Origin of the sequence: Pseudomonas sp. PS01300, assembly GCF_029960155.1 — a bacterium.
In the GTDB taxonomy this organism is placed as follows: Bacteria; Pseudomonadota; Gammaproteobacteria; order Pseudomonadales; family Pseudomonadaceae; genus Aquipseudomonas; species Aquipseudomonas palmensis.
Genome location: NZ_JASCPN010000038.1, coordinates 1 through 15,565, shown reverse-complemented (window position 1 = coordinate 15,565; position 15,565 = coordinate 1). Strand labels below are relative to the sequence as shown.

General features: G+C 57.8%; 23 protein-coding genes and 4 pseudogenes. 14 read left to right on the top strand and 13 right to left on the bottom strand.

Going from position 1 to position 15,565, the window contains the following annotated elements; genetic code table 11:
* Positions 1-987 precede the first annotated feature (987 nt).
* Positions 988-2,706 carry a DUF4214 domain-containing protein gene (locus QMX96_RS17890; RefSeq protein ID WP_282362146.1) on the top strand — a complete coding sequence of 573 codons (1,719 nt, stop codon included), beginning with the start codon at positions 988-990 and terminating at the stop codon, positions 2,704-2,706.
* A gap of 76 nt (positions 2,707-2,782) precedes the next feature.
* On the opposite strand, the gene QMX96_RS17885 is transcribed toward QMX96_RS17890, so the two are convergent.
* From QMX96_RS17885 to QMX96_RS17845, 9 genes are all read right to left on the bottom strand, one after another.
* Positions 2,783-3,343 carry a hypothetical protein gene (locus QMX96_RS17885; RefSeq protein ID WP_282362145.1) on the bottom strand — a complete coding sequence of 187 codons (561 nt, stop codon included), beginning with the start codon at positions 3,341-3,343 and terminating at the stop codon, positions 2,783-2,785.
* Positions 3,340-3,588: a hypothetical protein gene (locus tag QMX96_RS17880; protein ID WP_282362144.1), complete on the bottom strand. Its 249-nt coding sequence runs from the start codon at positions 3,586-3,588 to the stop codon at positions 3,340-3,342. Before QMX96_RS17880 ends, QMX96_RS17885 begins: the two co-directional genes overlap by 4 nt.
* A complete protein-coding gene (locus QMX96_RS17875) occupies positions 3,578-4,141 on the bottom strand; it encodes an HNH endonuclease signature motif containing protein (RefSeq protein WP_282362143.1) in 564 nt (187 codons plus the stop codon). Before QMX96_RS17875 ends, QMX96_RS17880 begins: the two co-directional genes overlap by 11 nt.
* Before the next feature lie 169 nt (positions 4,142-4,310).
* On the bottom strand, positions 4,311-4,871 hold the full coding sequence (locus QMX96_RS17870; RefSeq protein ID WP_282362142.1) for a hypothetical protein: 561 nt from the start codon (positions 4,869-4,871) through the stop codon (positions 4,311-4,313).
* Positions 4,858-5,085, bottom strand: a complete 228-nt coding sequence (locus tag QMX96_RS17865; RefSeq protein WP_282362141.1) for an Arc family DNA-binding protein — start codon at positions 5,083-5,085, stop codon at positions 4,858-4,860. The genes QMX96_RS17870 and QMX96_RS17865 overlap by 14 nt, the downstream gene beginning before the upstream one ends.
* Positions 5,075-5,254 (bottom strand): carbon storage regulator, encoded by a 180-nt coding sequence (locus QMX96_RS17860; RefSeq protein WP_282362140.1) that lies wholly within the window; start codon positions 5,252-5,254, stop codon positions 5,075-5,077. Before QMX96_RS17860 ends, QMX96_RS17865 begins: the two co-directional genes overlap by 11 nt.
* A gap of 53 nt (positions 5,255-5,307) precedes the next feature.
* On the bottom strand, positions 5,308-5,505 hold the full coding sequence (locus QMX96_RS17855) for a hypothetical protein (protein WP_282362139.1): 198 nt from the start codon (positions 5,503-5,505) through the stop codon (positions 5,308-5,310).
* A gap of 20 nt (positions 5,506-5,525) precedes the next feature.
* The gene (locus QMX96_RS17850) at positions 5,526-5,963 is read right to left on the bottom strand and encodes a tellurite resistance TerB family protein (RefSeq protein WP_282362138.1); all 438 of its coding nucleotides are present in this window, start codon (positions 5,961-5,963) and stop codon (positions 5,526-5,528) included.
* Between the two features lie 107 nt (positions 5,964-6,070).
* Positions 6,071-6,421, bottom strand: a complete 351-nt coding sequence (locus tag QMX96_RS17845) for a hypothetical protein (protein WP_282362163.1) — start codon at positions 6,419-6,421, stop codon at positions 6,071-6,073.
* Here QMX96_RS17845 and QMX96_RS17840 point away from each other — a divergent pair.
* Both QMX96_RS17840 and QMX96_RS17835 read left to right on the top strand, forming a co-directional pair.
* Positions 6,381-6,755, top strand: a complete 375-nt coding sequence (locus QMX96_RS17840; RefSeq protein ID WP_282362137.1) for an integrase core domain-containing protein — start codon at positions 6,381-6,383, stop codon at positions 6,753-6,755. The genes QMX96_RS17845 and QMX96_RS17840 overlap by 41 nt on opposite strands.
* Positions 6,756-7,270: 515 nt before the next feature.
* Positions 7,271-7,804 (top strand): DUF4376 domain-containing protein, encoded by a 534-nt coding sequence (locus QMX96_RS17835; RefSeq protein WP_282362136.1) that lies wholly within the window; start codon positions 7,271-7,273, stop codon positions 7,802-7,804.
* Here the strand turns inward: QMX96_RS17835 and QMX96_RS17830 are convergent.
* Positions 7,775-8,104 carry a hypothetical protein gene (locus QMX96_RS17830; protein WP_282362134.1) on the bottom strand — a complete coding sequence of 110 codons (330 nt, stop codon included), beginning with the start codon at positions 8,102-8,104 and terminating at the stop codon, positions 7,775-7,777. The genes QMX96_RS17835 and QMX96_RS17830 overlap by 30 nt on opposite strands.
* 190 nt (positions 8,105-8,294) lie before the next feature.
* On the opposite strand from QMX96_RS17830, the gene QMX96_RS17825 reads away from it, so the two are divergent.
* Together QMX96_RS17825 and QMX96_RS17820 are read left to right on the top strand one after the other, a co-directional pair.
* A complete protein-coding gene (locus QMX96_RS17825) occupies positions 8,295-8,765 on the top strand; it encodes a hypothetical protein (protein WP_282362133.1) in 471 nt (156 codons plus the stop codon).
* The gene (locus tag QMX96_RS17820; RefSeq protein ID WP_282362132.1) at positions 8,762-8,944 is read left to right on the top strand and encodes a hypothetical protein; all 183 of its coding nucleotides are present in this window, start codon (positions 8,762-8,764) and stop codon (positions 8,942-8,944) included. The genes QMX96_RS17825 and QMX96_RS17820 overlap by 4 nt, the downstream gene beginning before the upstream one ends.
* A gap of 184 nt (positions 8,945-9,128) precedes the next feature.
* On the opposite strand, the gene QMX96_RS17815 is transcribed toward QMX96_RS17820, so the two are convergent.
* Positions 9,129-9,329 (bottom strand): hypothetical protein, encoded by a 201-nt coding sequence (locus QMX96_RS17815; protein ID WP_282362131.1) that lies wholly within the window; start codon positions 9,327-9,329, stop codon positions 9,129-9,131.
* A gap of 264 nt (positions 9,330-9,593) precedes the next feature.
* On the opposite strand from QMX96_RS17815, the gene QMX96_RS17810 reads away from it, so the two are divergent.
* Complete coding sequence (locus QMX96_RS17810) at positions 9,594-9,908, top strand: FxLYD domain-containing protein (protein ID WP_282362130.1); 315 nt, start codon at positions 9,594-9,596, stop codon at positions 9,906-9,908.
* A 36-nt stretch (positions 9,909-9,944) separates the two neighbouring features.
* On the opposite strand, the pseudogene QMX96_RS17805 reads toward QMX96_RS17810, so the two are convergent.
* Positions 9,945-10,189: pseudogene (locus tag QMX96_RS17805) on the bottom strand (type II toxin-antitoxin system HicB family antitoxin); the annotation flags it as partial.
* A gap of 173 nt (positions 10,190-10,362) precedes the next feature.
* Here QMX96_RS17805 and QMX96_RS17800 point away from each other — a divergent pair.
* The 7 genes and pseudogenes from QMX96_RS17800 (at position 10,363) to QMX96_RS17755 (ending at position 14,080) form a co-directional block, all read left to right on the top strand.
* Positions 10,363-10,833 carry a DUF4376 domain-containing protein gene (locus tag QMX96_RS17800; protein ID WP_282362129.1) on the top strand — a complete coding sequence of 157 codons (471 nt, stop codon included), beginning with the start codon at positions 10,363-10,365 and terminating at the stop codon, positions 10,831-10,833.
* A gap of 50 nt (positions 10,834-10,883) precedes the next feature.
* Complete coding sequence (locus QMX96_RS17795; protein WP_282362128.1) at positions 10,884-11,048, top strand: hypothetical protein; 165 nt, start codon at positions 10,884-10,886, stop codon at positions 11,046-11,048.
* Positions 11,049-11,490: 442 nt separating this feature from the next.
* Positions 11,491-11,598 (top strand): annotated as a pseudogene (locus tag QMX96_RS17785) (lysozyme); the annotation flags it as partial.
* A 44-nt stretch (positions 11,599-11,642) separates the two neighbouring features.
* Positions 11,643-11,870, top strand: a pseudogene (locus QMX96_RS17780) (hypothetical protein); the annotation flags it as partial.
* Positions 11,871-12,162: 292 nt separating this feature from the next.
* On the top strand, positions 12,163-12,372 hold the full coding sequence (locus tag QMX96_RS17770) for a hypothetical protein (RefSeq protein ID WP_282362126.1): 210 nt from the start codon (positions 12,163-12,165) through the stop codon (positions 12,370-12,372).
* 241 nt (positions 12,373-12,613) lie between these two features.
* Positions 12,614-12,703: pseudogene (locus QMX96_RS17760) on the top strand (lysis protein); the annotation flags it as partial.
* 1,167 nt (positions 12,704-13,870) lie between these two features.
* A complete protein-coding gene (locus QMX96_RS17755; RefSeq protein WP_282362124.1) occupies positions 13,871-14,080 on the top strand; it encodes a hypothetical protein in 210 nt (69 codons plus the stop codon).
* 258 nt (positions 14,081-14,338) lie between these two features.
* On the opposite strand, the gene QMX96_RS17750 is transcribed toward QMX96_RS17755, so the two are convergent.
* Entirely contained in the window at positions 14,339-14,677 is a 339-nt protein-coding gene (locus tag QMX96_RS17750) for a tyrosine-type recombinase/integrase (protein ID WP_282362123.1), read from the bottom strand.
* A 249-nt stretch (positions 14,678-14,926) separates the two neighbouring features.
* Between QMX96_RS17750 and QMX96_RS17745 the strand changes: the two genes are divergently transcribed.
* On the top strand, positions 14,927-15,070 hold the full coding sequence (locus QMX96_RS17745) for a hypothetical protein (protein WP_282362122.1): 144 nt from the start codon (positions 14,927-14,929) through the stop codon (positions 15,068-15,070).
* The last annotated feature ends 495 nt before the right edge of the window (positions 15,071-15,565 follow it).

Sequence of the window (15,565 nt, the reverse complement as noted above, 5' to 3'; positions counted from 1 at the left end):
GCACCTGGGCCCCCTTCTGTCAAAGACCCCGGGCAGACCGTTAGTGGAACTCCTTGACGCCGGCCTCAATGCCCAAGCACAAAGACGAAGGCAAAATCTTGTCCTCAGGCGCCAGGGGTCTGCTAAAAAGGTAGCGGGTGAGGGCAGCAGGACGATTACATGAAGAGGAGGTTGTCTATTGGCGAATCGGCGAGAAGCAGCGTCAAGATCTCGGAGAACGGACTTACCATCACGCAGTTTTTCTTCGAGATCCAATCGAGCTGCTGCGAACCAGCGCCCTTTATTTGCGAATAGATCGTCAATATTGAATTGCTTCGTCGTTGAGGTTGACTCTCTGTACCTAATGCTCTCAGCGATGGGGCTTCCGGTGGCTAGGCGTGTGTCGCCTGCACGTGGTCCGGGGCCGACATAATTCGCTGGGCGCTTGTCACGCTTCAACGTATTCGCAGCTGTGTAATAAAGCTACAGGGCGTCGGTCAATTGGCCTCGAAAAGCGGGTCCATGCAGGCGCATTAAGTCAATAGCCTGAGCGTTTGGGAAAGGTTCCTGGCTTGGCGGCTCGAAGGGATTGACGCTGATGATGCAGATATCCACGACTTTCTGCTGGGCAAAACCTTTCTTTTTGGTACGCGACTCGTCAAAATTTTGACGATTTACTCCTGGGCTATGTGATACGCAAGAATGACGACAGGCTTTAGACGCTCCGGTCTTACTCCTTCCTTGTTACAGCTTTAGTTCAGAGAAAATGCCCCGCAAAATATCCTTCTTTCCGTGAAGGGTTTGTCTTGCTCGACTGCCCGAAACCTGTGTAGCATTGGGGGAGCTTTATGCCTGTGGGTCCATGTAACGAAAGCGCGGACAAGAGGGCGTAAGGTGTTTTCCCACACTGGCTGCTCCCTTGGATTGGAGTAGTCACAGGCTGGGCTGACGGGCCCGTAAAAAGAGCCTGACTGTCGAATCGACTTAATTCTTGGAGATGTATTGAACATGGCAACTCAAGCTCAACTCGCTGCAGTTCAACAGTTGTACGTCGGCTACCTGGGTCGCGCCGCTGATGCCGAAGGCCAGAAATTCTGGGCTGACGCTATTGCTAACGGCACTGCCACCATTGCTTCCGTCGCTACTGGCTTCACCTTGAGCGCCGAATACCAAGCTGCCTATGCTGGCCTGGACTCCGCTGCCCTCGTTGACAAGATTTACACCAACGTCCTGGGCCGGGCTGCTGATGCAGAAGGTAAAGCATTCTGGGTTGCCGCTTTGGCCAACGGCACTGTAGCCGCTGACACCCTGCTGGCCACTATGATCACCAACCTGGGTGCACTGGACCAGCAAACCATCAACAATAAAGTCTTCGTAGCTCAGACTTACACCGACACTGTTGGTGCGGACTACAACCCACAAGGCGGCGCCGAAGTCATTTCGAAAGTCACCAGCGATCCAGCTTCTGTTACTGAAGCTCTGCAGCAGATCTCTAACGGCTCCGTGAACGGCCAGGTTCCTGCCCTGGGCCTGATCAATGCCCTGGCAGCAGCCAATGCTTCTGAAGCAGCGTTTGCAGATGCCAACAAGGGTGCAGTCGCTTCGCTGGCCGAGACTCTGAAAGTCACTCTGAATCCTGCCGACTCGTTCGCTGACCAGCTGGATGACGTTTACGTTGCAGCTACCAAGGCTCGTGGCGAGATCAAAGATTCCACTTCCGTACTGACCGCTAAGGCAGGCGACGCTGCTAAGCTGACCGCCGACGACTACAAGGCTCTGGATGCCGCTGGCAAGAAAGCAGCTGATGCTTACGTTGCTGCCGTTAAGGCAAACGCCGCACTGAAAGGTGCAGCAGCTGCTGATGTTGCCGCAGCTAAGAGCGGCCTGGAGGCGGATGGTAAGTTCGACGCTGCTGTAGCTGATGCTGCTATCGTCAAGGTTGACACTGGCTACACTTCTGGCACCGTTACTGACGCCGCCACGCTGTATACCTACTACACCGCTGGCACTACCACAGCAGAACAGCGCGCTGCAATCGATACCGCTCTGAAGGACGTTCCTTTCTACGCCACCTTCAAAGCTACCGCTTCGGTTGATTCGATTAAGAATGTTGCTAAACAAGCTGAAACTGACGCAGAAAAAGCTGCCGACGGTACTTATGTACAAGACTACAAAGACCAGGCTATCGCAGAGAAAATTCTGGCTGACGCGAAAGCAGCTGATGTCAATGTCGATGCAGCCAAGGCTCTGGAAGATGCCTACAAGGTTCAAACCGATGCAGTCACCGCTGCTGAAAAAGCCATCAGCGACTTTAACACTGGCCACACCGACGTAGCCGCTCACGATTTCGCCGTGTCTCTGACTGGTTCGGACACTGTTAAAGACGTGTTCTACTTCGCCGACAAGGCAACCGATGCTAGCGACTATATTCTCGCCGCTAAGAATTTCGGCGCTGGTGACTCGATCGTTGTCGGTAACGGTGTTAGCTACAACAGTGGCGCTCTGTCCACCGGCGACAACAACAAGGCCGAATTCTTCCTGGTACAGAAAGGTTCGGATACTCTGGTTGTTATCGAAACCGCAGCCTACGGCAGCAGCACCACTACTCACACCGCTACCGGTGATGCAACTGCCGTCGATTCGCCAGATGCAGCCGTTATCACCCTGACCGGTGTCAACGTTGCTGACCTGACTGTTAACAACGGTGTTATCAGCCACGTAGCCTAATCGGCCAGCGTGACCTCGCTTTAGCGGCTTGCCGCTGAGTGAAGTGAAAAACCCGCATCGTAAGGTGCGGGTTTTTTTATGCCTCCACCACCGCGCCTCGCTTGGCCAACTCGTAAAGAGCACTGAACAACGGGCCTTCCTTGCACTCCGCAGGACGCTTACCTGACAGGCTCGCCGCGCTGCTTTCGTTCCCGCAGTCAAACGCGACTGCCTGGATGGCACGATCTTCATAGCTGGCATTCGCCCTCACTTCCCCGCGATGCATCGGATTGACCTCCAAAAGGTCACAGATCCCCTCAATCCCATTGAGCCGAGTCAACTCAACATCGTTTAAGTAAAGCCACTTGCCGATATCGGCCAGCGACTGCCTTAGAGCAAGCAATTTTTCCCGATGAACGGCGCGAGATCTGGCTGATCGCCTTGTCCCCGAACGCATCTTTTTCCGACGAGCGGCGGTGAAGCTAAAGGCATCCGTCCTGTCGGGCTGGCTCACAAATATCCCACTTATTTCCCCCTCAAGCACCGCTGCAAGGTGTCTAGCATAGCGCTTTGCGACAATCAGCTTGCTCCGAAGAGTTAGATCAGGCGAGCACAGGAGCTGACGCAGTCGTTCCGCGTATTCAGGCTTCAGTTTCATGCGCGAACTCCTTTCGCCGGAGGCAGGGCTGGCTTGGACTCGATGAACGAACTGGAGCTATTCTCCCCGCCGATATGGCGGAAATACTCGATCTCGACCTTGGCGCTGTCGATCAATACCCGACCGATATCCGAGACCGATTGGGCACGCTGGACTTCCTTCTGAAGGTTTTCGTCACTGGCTTCGCGGACCGCCTCGAGCTGGGCGAAAAGATGGTCACGCAGGTCGCTGAGCTTATTTTTCATCGGCCTTCTTCCGTATCGCTCGTTTGAGTTCGTGTTGGGCGAGGATCACTTCCTGCAAGTCAGCCGGGTACTTGCGCACCTGGTTGAAGCGGCAGTGCATGTCCTTCGTGACCAACATAAGATTGTCCAGGTCGGTGTTTTTGATGTTGCCGTCCCTGGCGACTATCACGCAGTCGTCGGGGATCGGGCCATTGGCTTCTTCCCAGACCCAGCGGTGCTCAAGCACCCAGCTGCCATCGGGTAGCTTCACTCTGATATAGCGCCCGTCATCTCGACGCTCGCCAGGCTGAATCCAGTTATGCGCCTTGGCCCCGCGAGGTAGCGCCTGAAAGCGGGTGGAGTGCTGAAACGATGGGTCTCTCCGCAACTTCAGCAGATTCGCCTTGTTCTTGATTTGCTCAGGTGTCTTCCCGAGCAACTTGGCCAACTCATTCATTGGGGTAAGCGTATAGTGCTTGATCAGCAGACTGGTCGCCTCATCACTCCAAACGGGACGAATGCGCTTTCCGGCCCTGCGAGCATGCTCCGCCGCCATTTCAGCGAGGCTGCCCATGGGTGGCGCCCTCCGTGTCGACTACCCGTAGGCGTAGCTTGATGCCGCATTCACGGGCTAGCTGGTTGAGATAACCAACGCTGCTGGTGGCATCCTGGAGAGCCTCCCCCGAAGCGCACCAGACGTTCGCCCAGGTCTTCGAACTCGTTGCGGGCTGGCTTGGCCTGGGTCATGGCTGCTGCTCCTGCTCCACCTGCTGATCCAGTGCTCCCAGGCGCAGGGCTGCGTCGTTCTCGCGGTCAAGCTCGGCACCGGTGATGAAGTAGGTGTCGCGGACAACCTTCATGTCATCCGCCTGCTCGATACCGTCCCGATCCCGCAGCCACCGGTACCGGCGAGCATCGGCCACCAGCTTGACGTGGTCGTCGATGTTGAATTCCTTGCAGAAGGCCGGCTGTCCCTTCTCGGCCATATACAGCATGGCGTCGTTGATGTCGCTGAACTGCAAGTCCCCCTCAACCACAACGTTACGGAGCGCAACCGAAAGGAAGTCGAGCACCTGCACATCGGTCCAGGGCGTGTAAATCGCGACCATCTGCGGCGCATCGCCAACACGGGCCAGCGCCTCCTCAAGTTCCAGCTGCAGGTCACCGTCGCTGGCGCCGGCGATCACGGCCAGGCCGCGACCGATCGAGACATGGGCCCCGAGCTTGGCGAAGTGCACGATCTGCTCCAGGCTGCCGCCCTCCGGGGCTTTCAAGACTAGGCTGATGCGATCAAGCTGCGTCATGGCTTACCCCCTTGGCCTCGGCGGCGAGCGTCAGCGCGTCCAGCAAAGCGTTGGCGCGAGAGGCGCGCTCCAGATGCTCGCGGATTGCGACGACGATCAAGCTGTTCATTGAGCGGTCATCTGCGTCGGCCGCCGCTGCCACCTGGTCGCGCATGCCGTCGGGGAGGCGAACCACAAATTTGTCGGCGGTACGGCTGTCGTATTCAAAGGCCATAGCGTGGCTCCTTTTGTTTACGTTGACGGATTTCTTCGCGGTCGACCGGCACGCCTGCTGGCGCCACGATACCGAGGCGTGCGATGCCGCCACGGATATCCAGTACCTGCACGCTGATGTCGTTTCCGATCTTGATCACTTCGCCTACGCGCCGAGTGAGACAGAGCATGTTCAAACTCCTGTAGCTGAGGGGGGCTGCTGTGATAGCAACCCCCTTTCTGGTCACTGCGCCGTGCGCAGTTCGGTACGTGGAACCCATCCGCCACCGGTCTTCACCATGCAGCCGACGAAGGCGGCGTAGCGGGTTTCACGCTCGGTTTGGTAGCTGTACCAAGCGCAATTAGCCCGGCTCAGAGCGGAAGTGACGACAATCAGAAGCAGCGTGAACGCCACCAGGAACAGGATCAGTGACGCCGCCATGTTGCGCTGAGCCCAGCCCCTCACAGGTAGTCCTTGAGGCTCAGACCCATCAGCTTCGCCGCCTTCTCAAGCACAGCCATTTCCTTGTCGTCGATGTCGCCCGAAGCTTCGGCGATGGTGAGCATGACGTTGATGACGATGGCCGCTTCCTCGGGCGAGTGGGCCAGGTCCTTCAGTTCCTTCTCAGCGTTCATGCGCAGAATGCGATGGCCGCCGTCGTGGAAGTCCTTCTCGGCGCGGTCCATGGTGTTGGACAGCTCCGGCCCGAAGCCTTTGAGCTGAGGCGTATTGGCGATCAGCTTCTCGGTCTTCTTGAGCTCGTCTTCGCCGATATCGCCATCGGCGGCCGCGACGTAGAAGGCGCCGTAGACGATTGCCTGCATCAGGTCGCGGTTCTGAACTACCTGCATTGCAGCACGGGCTTCACGACCTTTCTTACCGAACAATTTGCCAAACATGGGTGTTTCCTCTTGGGTTGGTGAAGCTTTCTCTGGGCAAGCCGAGGGCCTGCCGCGATTGATGGCTTTCGCAAAAATCAGGGTTGGCTCAGGTCAGGTGCGGTCGGCTAGGAGCTTCCAATGAGAAGCTTCCCGGCGTGCTTGACGAACTCGACGGCGGCATCCTTCGCTTTCTTGGCTGCCTCCTTGTGTCCCTCTCCCGCATCCAGGCTCGCCTTGAGCTGGTTGCGGAACACCGCCTGCAAGGTTGTGAGCAGGAGCTGCTGGTCAAGCGTCAGGCTGTCGCGCGCGCCACTGGCGATACCCATTGCAGAGTTGATCGCCTTGTTGGCGTTGATGTGAAAAATTCGCTCAGGGGTCGTACTCCCGCGCTCCTCTGCGCGAAGGGCCAAGGCTTTAGTCGGCTGGGCATTTTCGATGACTGCGGACGCCAGGCTGGCCTGTAACGCGCTACACATGGTGGCCGAGTCCCGTGGCAAACCGACGGGTGTGATGTTTCATTCCGACCAGGGATGTCAGTACACCAGCCACAAATTCAGGGCTGCGCTCGAGGAGTACGGCCTAAAGCAGAGCATGAGTCATCGCGGGCAATGCTGGGACAACACCGCCATGGAGCGTTTCTTCGGCGCCCTGAAATCAGAATGGATCCCTGCTGAGGGTTATGAAACCGAAGAGCAAGCTCGAGCGGACGTCCAGGCTTATTTGGTGCGCTACAACCTGAGGCGCCTCCACAGCTACAACAGCTATGAAACTCCGGTAGCCATGGAGAAAAAGCTCAAGGAAGCGGCATAAAACCTAAACCTGTGTCCAAAAATAGTTGACCAGTTCAAGGCGGCGCCTTCGATTCTATAGGTGCTATAGGCGGATCTGGAGGCGCTGCCTACGGAGGCCTGATCAACCTAACCGGGGCGAAAGGTGAGGACGGAATACGATCAGCGATTATCGGTTACGGCAAAAATGGTGGCGCCAGCGGCTCTGCTTCATTGCAAATGAACCTACTGGAAGGAGGCTCCTTAAATAGGTCGGGTCTTTTCTCTGGAGGCGTAGGCGGCAACCGTGGCTTTGTCGGTACCGACAAAGCTACAAATGGCGCTCCGGGCAATGCTGGGAGTGGCGGCGGTGGCGGATCTGGTACCAACGGTGGAGACACATCGGGAACTGGTGGTACTGGCAGTGCGGCGGGAGTGGCATATGTGAGGATCGAACTACGGTAAAGGTTGAGAACGGCATCGCCGCTCGCGAGCCAGTCCCTGACTTCCTCTATCAGTCGGACACGCCGAAGCAATAGCGGCTCTTGCGGACCTGTCATGAACCGATCCATCGCTGGGCGTGCAATCGGCAGCCTGGTGCCGGAAGAAGCCGGCGCCGGCGAACTGGCCGCCGGCATGAAGTGGGGCGCCGAGATCCGAACTCCAGACCTTGGGCGCAAGGTGGTCATCGTCACGCATGAGCAGGTGCCGCTGAGCGATGAGGAGAAATCCGCAATCGCAGAAGCCTGGGCACAGCGCATCACCGAGCGCCGGTTTCAGGGAGAAACCGGCGGCGCGGTCGTCGAGGGCCTGGCGGTCAACACCGAGTGCGACAGCCAGTCATTGCTGACTGGCGCTGCAGTCGCTGCCTCGCTCGATCCAGGGTACCGCATCAAGTGTAAGACGGCGTCCGGCTTCGTCGAGCTGACGGCTGATCAGGTCACTGCGCTGGCCTCGGCGGTGCGTGCCCACGTTCAGGCCTGCTTTGATCGTGAGGCTGAGTTGCTGGGTGCCGTGGCCAATGGCTCAATAAGTGCTGAGATGATTGAGGAGCGCTGGCCCTTACGCGGCCTCATCCCATTCATCATCTGAGTTGGCGATAGCCTCCGTGAGAACTTTGCGCGTAACTCGTCGATGATTGAGATGAATGGCTTGAGAGACGACGCTGTAGGTGCCGCCGCCATCCGCATCGAGTACGCAGTACTCATTTACCAGCATCTCGGCAATAAAATCGGCAATCACGCTTGGATGCAGGCTAGTTCTGCCTGAAATCGCTTTAATATCATCTCGGGTCATGGTGTAACGGCCTTTGTGCTTGCCGCGAAACTCTGTCTTATAGATGGCAATGGCAATTTCAGTCATCTGTGCCGCGCTGCGATGATTCTTCTTCATTTGATCTATAGCTCGAAATTGTGATCCTGAGATCGCCGTGGCGATCGTGGGGTCGGATCCTACGGCGCATTTTTTTGCGCGTCAAGCGCTACATCCATTGGCCCTCAAGGTTGAAGGCTCCCCAAGATCAAGACTGCAAATTTCAGCTACTCAGCTCGCCAAGAGCGGTTCTTTTCGCCTGGAGAAACCCATGCTGCAACAAATCCGCGTCTCGGCCATTGCCCCGGCGCTCAAACTGCTGCCTGCGAAAATGTCAGGCCGGCGCGCTGAACAGATGCTGCTGAGCATTGGGCTGCAGGCAAGCCGGTTGATCCATCGCCGGCAGATCGGCGGCCCGGCCCGAGGTCTCTGGCAGTTCGAGATGGGCGGTGGTGTCCGTGGCGTGCTCGAGCATCCCACCACCCAAGCCCTGGCACTCTTCGTGTGCCAGCCCAGGGGCGTGCCGGCGACCGACGCGGCTGTCTATGCCGCCCTGGAGCATGACGATGTGCTGGCTGCCGCGTTCGCCCCACTGATGCTGTGGACCGATCCGGCGCCGCTGCCTGCGGTGGGCGGGATTCAGCAGGCTTGGGACTTGTACCTGCGCACATGGCGCCCAGACAAGCCGCACCGGCAGACCTGGGATGATCTGTATGCCCAAGCAATGGGGGAAGTGGCATGAAGAAAGTCATTCTGCTGGCCGGCCTGCTTGCGCTCCAGGGTTGTGCCGTCCCGGCCCTGAGCTACGCCGCCAATGCCTACTGCGCTGCTCCAGCAGATGTGCGCACCGCCAACCGCATCCTGGTCAACGCCGCGATCGCGCCGGATCGCGTTGAAGTCACCTGCGGCGGTGCGGAATGACTGGCCGCTTCCTCGACCCGCTGCTGCTGCGGGCCTAGGACAAGGGCGAGTGGGTGCTGACCCACGACTTCCGTTACCAGGCGCTTGACGGTACCGTCTAAACACCTGTTTTTATGGCACGATGTCCGGCATGCGACGCAACGCGACACAGCCAAACCCAGGCCATTGCAGCCGGGGTTTTCGTTTAGACTTCAATAATTTCAACACGCAGGTCGGCTGTAGCGGCGTAGAAGCCCTTGGCCTGCAGGGCCTGCAACGCCTCTTGGGAGTTCAAGCCTGTTCGAGGTTCGCTCGGGTTAATCTCCCACTGATCTTGCAACGTCATGTCTGCCGCAAACTGTAGCGTCTTCTCCGGCAGGGACGCCAGATCGGTGTCAGGTTTCACGAGCAATATTTTCTTGAGTGGATCGCTCAGTTATACGTCTGCTTTCATGGACAGCTCCCTATGCTGTCAATGTGATGATAGACCTTCGTTCTTAACACGTAGGTATGCTCAATCATCATGAAATCGCGTGCGAAGCTGCGTTCAGCGACTCTGTGAGCTGTTTTATGGAAAGAAGAAGTGGCGATTATCCGCCGCAATCGTATTGACATGACCAACGGTTGAGGCGATGTTTAGGTCCGATGGTCAACTCTCAAGGATGTCTCCATGCTGAAGATGCTTGCTCTAGCCGCTGCACTATTCGCCACCGCTACTCTCGCCAGCGAGAAAGTGACTGTTTCCGATCTCCAAGTTACAAACAATGGAGCCTATCCTGCGGTTGAGGGGCTCGCGCTAAATAATACTCAGACCACGCTCCGTAATGTGTTTGTGAAGTTCAAGCTGTACAACGCTTCCGGCCAAGTCGTCGGTAACACCATCGCGCATGGGCAGGACATCGGCCCTGGCGAAACGTGGAAGTTTTCGGCCCCGGCGACTCAGGCGTTCACTGAGGCGCAGTTGTCCCAGGTTCAAGCGTTCTGACGCAAACCCCCGGAGATCGGCCGGGGTTTTGCTTTCCTACCTCCCAAGCTTTTCCATAGTCGCATCTGCAGGAAAGACGATCGGCTTTTCACGTTGTGATCGCGCACGTATCGGCCGATTTGCTGGATCACGAAGCGGGGAAGGGTGACGTTCACCTTCTCAGTCAGGTACGGCTTTATGTCGATCTCCAGCATGCCCCAGCCCATGTTGGCGAAGTCTGGGTTGTTACGGTGGGCCGTGGCGCTGGTGGGCATTGGAGTGGCCTGGCCGTTGCCTGCGATGAGTTTCGGTTGACGTAGGGTCCGTCAGTATAAGTTATGATAAATCTAATATATGGGTCCAAGTTGCTCGCCACCCGCGAACCCATCCCGGCCTTTCTCATCGGCTTGACACCCGAGTCCTTACTAGACCTGTCGTGGACCGACCCGCAACTGGGAGTGCAAGACTGCGCCTGGTGGCCGGAAGAAAACGGCGACGGCGAACTGGCCGCCTGCATGAAGGGGGCGCCGAGACGCTGATCCCGGACCTCGATCGACAAGTGGTCGTCGTCATGCATGAGCAGGTGCCACTGAGCGAAGAAGAAAAGGCAGCTCTCGACGAGACGTGGGCGCTGCGCATCGCGGATCGCCGATTCCAGGTCGAGACCGGTGTTGCATTCGTCGAGGGCCTAGCGGTCAACACCGAGCGCGACAGCCAATCGCTGCTGACCGGTGCTGCATTCGCTGCCTCGCTTGATCCCGAGTACCGCATCAAGTGGAAGACCGCGTCCGGCTTCGTCGAGTTGACGGCTGATCGGGTCATAGTCCTCGCCTCGGCGGTGCGTGCCCACGTTCAGGCCTGCGTCGACCGGGTGGGTGAACTGCTCGCCGCCGTGGTCGCCGGCTCGATTAGCGCTGAAATGCTCGAAGAGGGGTGGCCAACATGAGTCAGTTCCTGACCACGCTGAAAACAGAGTAGGTCGGCAAGTGGGCCCACGTGCTGCTTGCTGATCTGGTGCTGGAGGATGACGCGCATACGATCACTGTTCCAGCTGGACTCGCCACCGACTTTGCCAGCATCAAGGTGTTGCACAACGCCTTCTTGTTCGTGCTCTTCGCCCTGGTGGCTGGATACGGAAACTACGCGCCGACAGGTACATGACTGGTTGTATAGCACAGGCCAGGTGGCGCGCAAAGAAGCCGACGCTGTCTTGCATCGCGCGCTGCGTGCAGAAGGTGTTACACGATGGCGCGCCTGGCTGATGTGGGCCGGCGTAAGACTCGGCGGCGGCAAACACTACACAACCCCGACACGCTCGGGGTCTTCTTCGCCTGGACCCTGAAACTACGAAGCCCCGGTGGTTCGCAATCACCGGGGCCTCTATTTTCTCCAGCGCCCTTCATCGCATGGAGAACGTAATCGGAATGTTAACTCGCTGACCGCCGCCTGGCGGTATTTTTTTGTCTGGAGAAAACCCATGCGAACCTCGTAACGCGGCTTGAACCTGATCAAGTTGTTCGAAGGCCTGCGCCTGCAGGCGTACCAAGATGCTGTAGGCGCCTGGACTATCGGCTATGGCACCACTCGTGGCGTGAAGGCCGACATGATCATCACCAAGGAGCAGGCCGAGCGCATGCTGCTGAACGATGTGCAGCGCTTCGAGCCGGAGGCTGAGTGTTTGGTGAAGGTCCCGCTGAACTCCAACCAGTGGGATGCCCTGATGAGCTTCACCTACAACCTGGGTGCGGCCAATTCGCCTCGCGCGACAACCTGGCAGGCCTGGCCACGGAGCAGGAGAAGGCCCTCGGCGACCTGGTCCTCGCCGCGCGTGATCGCCAGGCTGCCGCCGAAAAAGCGGTCAGCGAGGCCAAAGCCATCGCGGATCTTGATTACGCCGCAGCCAATCGACTGCAGCCGGAGAGAACCGGTCGCAACCAGTGCGCGGCTGCAACCTCGATCATCGACACGGAGCTTGGACTATGAGGGTGCCGATCATCGTGTGCGCGATGGCGCCCGCTGGGCGTGGCGGCAGGGTCGATCCGCAGGTGCCCTGCCGGTCGCCGGAGGTGTCCGTGCGGCCATGGGCTGCTGCCAGCCTGCGCAGGAGCGACAGCCTGGAGGTGAAGGTACGGGCGCTGCTGGCCGAAAGGAGGCCGCGGATCGGGTACGAAAAGGAACTGGTAGCGGCGAACTCGGGTTGTCGCTGATCCGCAGTTTGCGGCACCCTACATGCCAAGCGGCCTATAATGCTCTGTTTGGGTAAAAGGAGCGGCTTGTGAAACGTACCCTGGAAGACATGACCAAAGCCGGCGAGCCGCTGATGCGCGAAGCCCTGGAAGCAATAAGGGCGCACCGCGACGCTATGGCTGGCGGTGCCCCCCGTGAAGAGGTGGAGCGCTTACGGCTGCTGGCGGATTCGCTGTACCACGCGTTAATGGATTTCCAGCTACTCGAAGCCGGCCAGTTGCCGGAACCGATTCACTGACCCGCGAGGCCTGTATGTCCAAGCCCCCTGAAGTACTTCCTCACGATCACCTAGTCTATGCGCAAGCTGTTGAAGCTATGCGCAAATATCACGATGCTAAGGATATGGGAGCGCGGCCGGAGGCGGTTGAGTGCCTACGCTTGATTGCCGAGGCCAGATTCCAGGCCGTGACCGAGTGCCAGATGCGGGCGCTCGGCAAAGATAGCCGCAAGCCCCACTGAAAACTCGTCCATTCCGCGTCCCGGCGCATGCTCAACGAATCGTCGCATTCATCGAGGAAGGCGACCGAGGATTGATAGGGCTGCAGGCCTGCCAGCCATACGTGCGCTAATCATTAAGTAATAGCGGCGAGCCGGCGGATGTGTCAAGCCCAGCTCCGCCCACAGTCATGCAGGCCCGTGAGGCCCAATCGCGGCGTCAATCTAGGCGGACAGTGCGGCGAGCCTAGCGCTTGTTCATCTGCATCAGATGATCGAGGGAAACGCAGCCCTAGCTCGGTCTGGGCGCGAGCAAGGGCGGGCTGGCCTGATATATACCGGGCCTCGATCGGTGGTGGCTCGCGCTATTCGGCGTGCAGGGGCGGGGTCAAGGATGAGCATATGGCGTGGGAGCTGATGGGTTCGGGCTGGCGTTTCGAGCAACTCGGCTTGGGGCATGCGACCCGAGATTAGGGCCGGTTCGGACCAGTTTTGGACGGTGTCGAGCAAAATCTGGTGGTTGTGACTTATTGCTTCCTTGATTGAGAGGCGAGGCACGTAGATTGATGTTCAGTCGGCAGAGCGCCAGAGGAAGGGGGGAAGCTGCTTAAAACTACCTCGGACTTCCCCCTGCCTTATTGGCTGAAAACCGGACAATCTGGCAGCTCTGAATCAGACAGTTATCGGGCTAAAGCCTTGCGCCATCGACGCTATATCCCGACTTGCCACCCTACTTCTGCAGTACTGGAGGTGGGGAAAAGGGCAGAAAATCAGTTCCAAAGCTTTTGAGGCGACCCTTGTAGAATAAGAGTTACAGGCGTGAAAATCCCGCTTCGTTTTGGTACTGATTTCTACCGCTAGCAGGCATGAGGCGGCGATTTTTGTCCCGGTTTGCTAATCCGTCTACGCCGGCTCGATTCCGATCTCGGCCTCCTTATTCGAAAGCCCCGCAGATCTAGGCCTGCGGGTTTTTTTATTTATTAGTCAAAACATGCAAGAGTTCCGAAACAAAAGGCATCCGAAACTTGGGGCTTTCGTGCGCTTGGCGATGGCGCCGATGCGGCGGTAAACGCGCTCGGTAAATCTCTTTCTTTCGAGTGGCCCAGCAGACCGACGGTCACGAGGCGAAGGCGAGGGCGCTCATCGCTGAACGGCGACAGCGCATTGGGTATAAGAAAGAGCTTGAGGTGGCGGCCAGCGCTTGGCGCTGATCCTGCGCGACAGCGCTTGAGCGAAGCCGAATAGCGGACCTGGCATGTGAGACGTCCTATATGTCCTGATCAACTGATCGGAGCAGGGCGATGGCGCGCAGTTTGGAAGGAATGATCATGCCTTACGGCCCGGAGATGCAGCAGGCAATCGAGGTCATGAAGCGCTATCACGAAGCGAGGGACGCAGGTGCACCTGCCGTCGAAGTGGAGCGCCTGCGGGTCCTGGCTGAGTCGCTGTTCCAGTGGATTATTGACTATCAACTCAAGATCCTCGGCAGCCACGGCTACGAAGTGCAGTGACTCTGTCTAACCCATCGGCGAAGGTGATAAAAAGTGACCGCCGTTAAGATGGGCCTCCTAAGGCGGTCGTAAAGGCGTTTTGCAGTTGGTGCACGTCATGTGCAGGGCTGAAGATAGCCATTCTAGATAGCTAGCCACCTATCAAATAGTCTAGCTCGGTGTTGTAGCGATCCAAGCGCGGGCTCGGTAGCGGTCGATTGCTGACTGCCCAAGAGAGCTCTGTCGGAGAAGCAAGCCACCCATCCCCATCCCCTTCCTCTACTCCTGCGCGCTGGGCGTAACAAGAGCCCCGCCAAGTGCCTCGGCTGCAGTGATGGCGGCTGCGAGCAGCGTCTCATCAGCAATGTGGCTGTATCGTTGGATTCTCTCGATCGGCGTCTGCCCGAGCATTTTCTGCACTTCATAGAGCGACCGCCCGGCGTTTATCAGAAGGCTTGCAAACGAGTTGCGAAGATCGTGTACGCGGAAACCGGCCAGGCCTGCATGCCTTCTTGCAGCGTTCCACGCGTAATAGGTTTCCACATACGGCTTGCCGGTCTCTGGATTAGCAAACACGGGCCATGGTGGCGCCTCTCCATTAGCTGTCGAGATGAACACTATTTTGTCCATGAGTATATGGCAAGATCTCGGGAGTCAAAGGTACTCTTATGGCCCGTATCAAGAGATCGAAGGCGTCCAGGCGTAATAATTGGCGGGCGCGGACAAGCCTCCTCGGCGCGCGACAGTTATTCTTTACCGATGGCGTATGGCTGCCAATGAGCAATGGAGGCGTTATAGCAATGGAGAGCCCGCGTGAACTCTACAAACTTTAGATCAGAGGCTTTTATCAGCTGGAAGTCGAGGCACATGAAGGGCACAGCCTTTGAGGAGGCCGAGTATTACCAGGCGATCTTAGAGGCTGAGCGCCTTGAGTATTGCGACGAGGTCACGACCAACGAATGGCTGGAGATGGTGCGAATGGCCAACGAGGCTTTAATCCGCTGCTCCTGAAGCGCTTCGTTTCTGTTAGATAGGGTCTCCCTGCTTCGCTCAGGCGCTCCGCTATCCGCATAGCTCGATCGCTGACCATTTGAGGTCAGAGACCAGCCCATGCAGATCTCGGCGCAGCTGCCGGTTGGGCTTGGTGAGGGCATTGCCCTATAGCGAGGATCTACGCAGCTTGGCATTGACAATCCTGCCAACCAAAGTCCATTCGCCATTTCAACGGTAGGAAAAGATGGGTGCAGCGGCTGCAGAAAGGCCCTGCCGGCATCCCATATAAACTGCGTGAAGGTGGCCTCATTGGTATCAACCATTTTGGCCACGACGAACTGGCTGCTCTCAACATCGAATCCAGGAGCCCGCAAGATCACCATCCCTGAATCGCCCCGGGTTTCGTAGACACCTCTTTGCCTTAAACTGAGGCCAATTAGGAGGTGCCATGAGCAACCCGCGTTACCCCGAAGAATTCAAAATCCAAGCAGTCAATCAAGTGACCGAAAAGAA